4 protein-coding genes and 2 pseudogenes are annotated in these 6,739 nt (G+C 37.0%); 2 read left to right on the top strand and 4 right to left on the bottom strand.

Going from position 1 to position 6,739, the window contains the following annotated elements; translation table 11 throughout:
• Positions 1-124, top strand: a pseudogene (locus KSO91_RS15370) (pseudouridine synthase); the annotation flags it as partial.
• A gap of 136 nt (positions 125-260) precedes the next feature.
• Here KSO91_RS15370 and KSO91_RS15365 read toward each other — a convergent pair.
• The 3 genes from KSO91_RS15365 to KSO91_RS15355 form a co-directional block, all read right to left on the bottom strand.
• Positions 261-1,439: a lipase family protein gene (locus tag KSO91_RS15365; RefSeq protein WP_238743911.1), complete on the bottom strand. Its 1,179-nt coding sequence runs from the start codon at positions 1,437-1,439 to the stop codon at positions 261-263.
• A gap of 34 nt (positions 1,440-1,473) precedes the next feature.
• Complete coding sequence (locus KSO91_RS15360; RefSeq protein ID WP_238743910.1) at positions 1,474-2,007, bottom strand: DUF4198 domain-containing protein; 534 nt, start codon at positions 2,005-2,007, stop codon at positions 1,474-1,476.
• Positions 2,008-2,734: 727 nt separating this feature from the next.
• Complete coding sequence (locus tag KSO91_RS15355; protein WP_238743909.1) at positions 2,735-3,907, bottom strand: cyclic di-GMP phosphodiesterase; 1,173 nt, start codon at positions 3,905-3,907, stop codon at positions 2,735-2,737.
• 971 nt (positions 3,908-4,878) lie between these two features.
• On the opposite strand from KSO91_RS15355, the gene nfsA reads away from it, so the two are divergent.
• The gene (nfsA, locus tag KSO91_RS15350; protein WP_238743908.1) at positions 4,879-5,610 is read left to right on the top strand and encodes an oxygen-insensitive NADPH nitroreductase; all 732 of its coding nucleotides are present in this window, start codon (positions 4,879-4,881) and stop codon (positions 5,608-5,610) included.
• Between the two features lie 194 nt (positions 5,611-5,804).
• Here nfsA and KSO91_RS15345 read toward each other — a convergent pair.
• Positions 5,805-6,620 (bottom strand): annotated as a pseudogene (locus tag KSO91_RS15345) (ATP-dependent 6-phosphofructokinase); the annotation flags it as partial.
• Positions 6,621-6,739 lie beyond the last annotated feature (119 nt).

The following is a 6,739-nucleotide window of genomic DNA, read 5'->3' as shown; positions in this document are numbered from 1 at the left end:
CCGTAATCGTCAAGTACGACGTATGACGGCGAATATTGGTTTTCCGACACTGCGTTTAATCCGTTATCGGATTGGTAGTTGGACGATTGATGGTATTGACAATGGGCAATATAAATTACTTTAGATTGTATTATTGGCACGCATAGACGCACTAGTTTGACGTGAACTTTCGCTTGATTCAATTATAAAAAGGGGCGTGGGCTTTAGCCCACAAAAAGAAAAAATTGCGTGCCCCTCAACTTTTCTTCTATTTCACTTTATTAATTAATAGTGTCAAGCGCAGCCCTTACTGAGCGGTGCAAAACGTTAATGGTTTTATCAAACACCCACTTAATAAACTCAAAAGTCAGCTCTGTGATTTTTACCAAGGCTTGCCCAGCAAAAACTAACATATGTCCTAATAAACCAGTGGTTTGTGCAGCTAAACTTGCCGACGCTTTTACTACATCACTTAATGTCCGCGCAACCAAATCATAAAATGTTATTGATGAACCAACCCCCGCTTGTGCTAATACACTGCTGTAATAACCTGCATCCTTTAATAATGTAATTAAAGCGCTAGTAATCTTATCCGCCCAGTATCCGCCGTATGATACATGGTGACGATCTTCATATTTCAAACGGACTGGTGTATTTAAAAAATGATTAGATTTAATTTGCAAACTTGCCCAATCATTACTCTTAGCCGTATTGATATAGCCCGGATTACCATTACTCGCCATTCGATGGGCATTTGGACTAAATCCTTGGCTGTTATCTAAGCGATATTCAGAGCCATTACTCGGCGCATGGGTAAAAGGCCATAAAGGCACTTTAGGAACAGGATCTGCGCCATGCGAACAACGAAATATATTATCTAATCGCACCGTGGTTTTCTGCGCAAAACCTTGCAATCCAATACGAGGAGAGCCAAAAGTGTAAAGATTAACGGGAAGTGAATAAGTACTTTTTAGCCAGTCTGCTGTCAACCCAGCGAGCGCGCCACCTAGACTATGGCCGACACAATGCAACGTGCCGCCTGATGATTGAGTTAATTGAGCGCTAAAATAGTCTTGAAATGCGGGTTTCATAGAATAAAAAGTTTTATTAAAACCAGCATGTACCGTCGCACCGGTTGCCGATCCACTGACTCCACAATGCAAATCAGTAATCGCATCTTTAAGAGAGTCTGTGCCGCGTAGTGCAATAACATAATCCCCTTTATAAACTCCTTTGCCTTGTCCCACTAATGCAAAACCTGTAGTACGATTAAGCAGATGTGAGAAAAAACCACCAGAAACGCCTTTTATGGGACCATTGGATAGATCAAAAGTGAAATAATCAGAAAGCCCTTTTGCTTCTTTTGCATCTATACGATAACCGCCGAGACTAGATGGTTTTTGAATATCGTAAACAGAAATAGCAATTTGAGACGCAATACGCGGAGTTAACCTTGACATAACAAGTCCTTTTTATAAAATATATTTAATTTTTCTACCAACGGCAAATGCTATGAACAATGTATTCCAATCTAGAATCTTCGAGATTAGACAATTCAAATTCTTCTTCGGAGTTGGTTAAATCACAATTTAATTTTTGTAATCTATCTGCAATCACTTTATTGTAATTAATTCCTCTCTCTCTGGTGTACCACAGTAAATAATCTTTATTATTATAATTAATATTTATCACTTGCCTGGTGCTAGATTCATCAAGCATCGATCCAGGCCTTCTTGAACGAATATTTTTTTCAGAAAAAGAAAATACGCCTTGCTCATCTGTCATTACTTTATCAATAAGTTCATCATCATCTCCATAGGTTAAACCTCGAAGAATTTCGATATTAGGAAGAGGCTTTCCCTCTAAAGTGATTCGCCCATGTACTTCGGGACATAAATGCACGTCGTATTTTTTTAAAAAAGCAAACATATCAGCGGCAGCCTGTGTTGAAGATAAAAAAAGAAGAAATGAACCTAGCACCACCATAAATACAGATGCTGCTTTAAAATTTAGCAGTTTAAACTTCATATTAATCCATAAGGTTAAAAAGCATTATTTATGATTGCTAATAACGCTTAACTTTATTAAGTTAATATTTTACTGTTAACGATTTGGAAAAACAACTATAAATTTATATTTGTTTTATATTTAATATTATTATTTGCCTTTTTTGGTGTGTGAAATGATTATTGATAGAACGGAGTGCAAACTGAAGTGGGTGAAAAAAAGGCTTGTAGATCTTAGCCGTATTGGCTTGAGTGTAAGCTTTCGCTTGCATGCGGATGATTTAGTAGTGCAGCTTCCTCACTCTGCGCATGGAAATGGAGAATATACTTAGCTAGTTTATTCTGTCTTTCACTTATAAGCTGATGGTGTAAATTTCATTGTTGGTATTCCGTCCTGACGGTAGGTTACTTTTCTTTGTGCCGCTAAATAAAATAAATCAAAAGAAAGACTACCCCGAGCCACTTTTTAGTCTTGAAATACCCGGCCGCTTTTAACGTATTACTGCAGACATTGCATCCCTGTAAAAACAGCAATTAGAAAAAGCGCTTGTTCTGCCCCAAAACACACGAAAATCTTTGTACCCGCCTTGCTCAATTGAAATTCGAAATTAAAGACCAGAACTTACTAATGGGAGAGTCCATCGTATTCCTAAATTGCCGAGCTATGTAAGACTTCTACAGAGGAACAGCAGAGAATTGTGTATAAAGAGTGTGACGCTAAATACAGCACCGACTATCAACCAAGCCTTTTACGTTAAATTCCATTTTTCATATGATTCGACTTTTAATATTGTGATTTTTTCAGACTCGGAGAGATCAATTGTTTTTCTCGGAACATAACTACGTGTTTTTGCATTTAGAAATACTTCAACAACTGGCTTTAACATATTTTGATTAATATCAATTACTTTTGCTAAATGATTATTGCTTAACATCACCAAACTTCCAGCAGGGTAGATTCCAACAGATTGGATAAACTCTCTCACTAAACTTGGATTAAAATGTGTGCCACTCCATTTAACAAGTAACTTTAATACCTCTGACGGTTCTTTCCCTGTGTGGTAACAACGGTCTGCAGTTAATGCATCATATACATCAACAATCGCAGACATTTGTCCGTAATGGCTTATTTGATCCCCTTTTAAACCAAGTGGGTAGCCATTACCATCAAATTTTTCGTGATGCTGTGCTGCAATATCCATCGAAACTTGAGATAAGCCTTTAGTTTTTTCTAAAATTTTACGGCTATGCACAACATGCTCTTTCATAATCACAAACTCTTCGTCCGTGAGTTTACCTGGTTTATTTAATATTTTTTCGGGCGTTAATGTTTTGCCGATATCATGTAATAAGCCACCTATACCCACCTCACAAATAATCTTCTCCGAAAGTCCCATGCTTTTTGCAAAAGCCATCATTAAAACAGAGAAACTCACTGAATGTTCAAAAGTATAAACATCCATGTTACGAATGCGTGACAACCCCAAGAGTGCATTTGGGTTGCGTAGAATTGATTGGCTAAGTTTATTGATAACAGGGTTTACCTGTTCAAGCTCAATATGTTGGCCCATTTTTACGTTGGCCATCGTATTAGTGATGAATTCCCCCGCTTGCGCGAATGCAACTTTTGCTTTTCCCAACTCCTCAAAGGCAGTTATATTAGAGGGCTTATTTTCAGCTCGCTGATCAACAGCTTGGCGTAATTTAGTGTTTTGTGGCTTACGTTTTTCCACAAAAACATCCAATCCTTTGCTTATATCGATCTCAAGACTTTTAACACCCGCAGCAATAATTTTACGAATATCAGAATCTTTTTCTAATTTAAATCGATTTAATGTAAAAGGATGGTTCAACCAACCACATTTAAGATCATGAATATACATCCCTTTTCTAAGCTCTGTTATTTTGATTTTTTTTAACATATATTTATTTAGCTCTGTTTCATACGATTGTTGTCAGCATTTTTATCTATGCTTAACTCTTTGTTAATTTTGATATATCAGTGGTTTCTAACTTTTTATAACAACTTATGACGTATTAGGATCACAGCCGTAATATATTGTTTAGTGAACGCCGAATAAAAAGCAAAACACAACGTTTACTCCTACCTAGGCCATTGTGTTTACTATCTCCCACAATGCGCAACGAACATAAGGTTGAGCACTCAAAAGATAACTACAACACCCAACACTAACAAGATATGCTGGCAGTGAACATAAATTTAAAAAAACTGTATAACAATGAGCTCTGCTTAAAGAATTCAATAATATAGTATAGATCAACCGAACCACACTAAAAGCAATAAAAAATGAGATAATGACTGAATTAAAAATATTGCCATGGCGACAGTCTAATTAGCAGGCAATCACATTCAATCGGCATCGTTTATAAGTCATTAGCACGAAAGTGATGCCAAACGCTTGCAAGGGCGAAATAGCAACAGAAAAAATGACACCAGCAGCTTGAAATCGGAAACTTACATAGATAAAAATCGGTAAAACGATCTTTTTGACTTATGAATAAACCACCTACCCATGTCGCCTTCATCGAACACAAAAAATCAACAGATCCGAATAAAATATCGGTAAAAGCTTATTAAAATAAAGATATTAGCACGGTTGTTATCGAGTTAATTCGGCGTATATTATTACCTCATGTAAAGGTAATATATCTATTTCCTTGTTTTTTCGGTTTCCCTTCAAGTAATTAGAAAACTTTTACTCTGCTTACAGGATCATCTCTAATGATTCTAAAATAAAATATTTATTGAATCTCAACTACAGTATTCACTTAACTTCAAGCGGAGTAATTTAAATTCAACAGCTTCGAGCTATTAATATAAATTGGTATTTTATATTTTTGTAAAATATAAAATCATAAGGAAAATAAGAATATGAATCAGATCATTGATCTTCTAAAAAACCATCGTTCTATTCGCAAATTTACACCAGAGCCTATCAGCAATGAAAAGGTACATGCCATTATTGAGGCTGCCGGTTCAGCGGCAACATCCAATATGATTCAAGCGTATAGTGTGATTCGTGTTCTGGATAAGGGCAACCGAAAACAGCTTGCTAAACTTGCAGGCTCGCAAACTTGGGTTGAACAATGTCCTGTATTTTTGGTGTTCTGTGCTGATTTAAAAAGAGCGGAAAATGCTTGCTTTTTCGAAAATAAAGAAATGGCGTCAGGCTTTACAGAGCAATTTCTGATCGCGACTGTTGATGTTTCGCTTGCGGCTCAAAATGCAATGATTGCAGCAGAATCGTTAGGTCTTGGAGGGGTTTTTATTGGCGGTATACGCAATGAACCAGAAAAAGTCTGTGAGCTTTTAAATATTCCAGAGCATGTATTCCCCATTTTCGGTATGTGCATTGGATATCCAGATGAAAAACCAGAACAAAAACCCAGACTTCCGGTGAACGTGGTGCTTAAAGAAGAGTATTACCAAGAAAGTGAATCTGATTTGGAAAGATACAATGACATTTGTAATGAGTATTATAAAAGCCGCTCAAATGGATCTAGAGACGATACGTGGACACGGCAAATATCGAAGATGGTAAGTGTGCCTCTTAGGCCTCACATGAAAGAGTTTCTAAATAAAAGAGGTTTTGCGGTTAAGTAATTCTAAGCTTGAAATAAGAAGTTGAAGACGGGACAAGCTAACCATTAAATAAACCACGATAACAAAAATGTTTGCCTGTCCTGCTCTTTTCAAAAATAGAACAAATGTACATAAGCACTTTTCTTATAGATGTACCCAAGCGACTTCAAAAATGCAGCAACCTGCAGTTGCGGTAGATTGGGTACTATTGTGCGTTAGAATAATGACTCAGAAAGATTAAATAACTCCTGATTGAAGGGTCGTTTCATATTATCGATACAATCAATAATATCATGAAGCACCATTTTTGAATTTAGCATACCAACACAGCACCCACCATGACCTTCTAATAGCCCCTTAACGGCATAAGAACCCATACGACTGGCAATAATTCGATCACGTGCAGTTGGTTTACCACCTCGCTGTATATGGCCTAAGATTGTTGCCCGTGTTTCACGACCGGTTTGAGACTCAATATCTTTAGCAAGTTTCTGAATATTTGTTACGTGTTCACATACAGCGACAAGCATGTGCTTTTTACCTTTAGCAATACCCGCTTTGATTTGTGCGATTAATTCAGCTTCGATATAATCTTTTTCAGGGACCACGACAAATTCAATACCCCCAGCTACTGCTGCACGCAAAGTTAAATCACCACAAAAACGGCCCATTATTTCAACAATTGAGATTCGCTTATGTGATGCCGATGTATCACGTAAGCGATCAATTGCATCAACAACAGTATTTAACGCCGTATCATAGCCGATGGTATAGGTAGTACCGGGAATATCATTATCGATGGTGCCAGGAATGCCGATACACGGGAATCCCATTTCTGTCAGTTTTTTAGCTCCCATGTATGAACCATCACCACCAATAACGACTAATGCATCGATCCCATGTTCTTTAAGATTTTCAACAGCTTCTTTACGTACTCTTGGTTCTTTAAAATCAGGGAAACGTGCTGAACCTAAGAAAGTTCCACCTTGGTTAATAACATCTGAAACAGAAACACGTTCAAGCCTTTTAATAACTGATGTTACGCATTATCACTAAACTTTCATTTCGAAAACCGCTAAAGTAGAGCCATGAATAAAAATAAACAAATATTTGAGCTGTACATTGATTATCTTGTCACCTCATTCAGTTA

The organism is Psychromonas antarctica (assembly GCF_022267535.1).
GTDB lineage: Bacteria > Pseudomonadota > Gammaproteobacteria > Enterobacterales > Psychromonadaceae > Psychromonas > Psychromonas antarctica.
The sequence above is the reverse complement of the archived record's forward strand: the minus strand, read 5'-3'. Positions and strand labels throughout refer to the sequence as shown.

Excerpts from the sequence above, each read along its gene's own strand:
- KSO91_RS15355 (WP_238743909.1), bottom strand. The coding sequence starts at position 3,907 with ATGTTAAAAAAAATCAAAATAACAGAGCTTAGAAAAGGGATGTATATT.
- KSO91_RS15365 (WP_238743911.1), bottom strand. The coding sequence starts at position 1,439 with ATGTCAAGGTTAACTCCGCGTATTGCGTCTCAAATTGCTATTTCTGTT.
- nfsA (WP_238743908.1), top strand. The coding sequence starts at position 4,879 with ATGAATCAGATCATTGATCTTCTAAAAAACCATCGTTCTATTCGCAAA.
- KSO91_RS15360 (WP_238743910.1), bottom strand. The coding sequence starts at position 2,007 with ATGAAGTTTAAACTGCTAAATTTTAAAGCAGCATCTGTATTTATGGTG.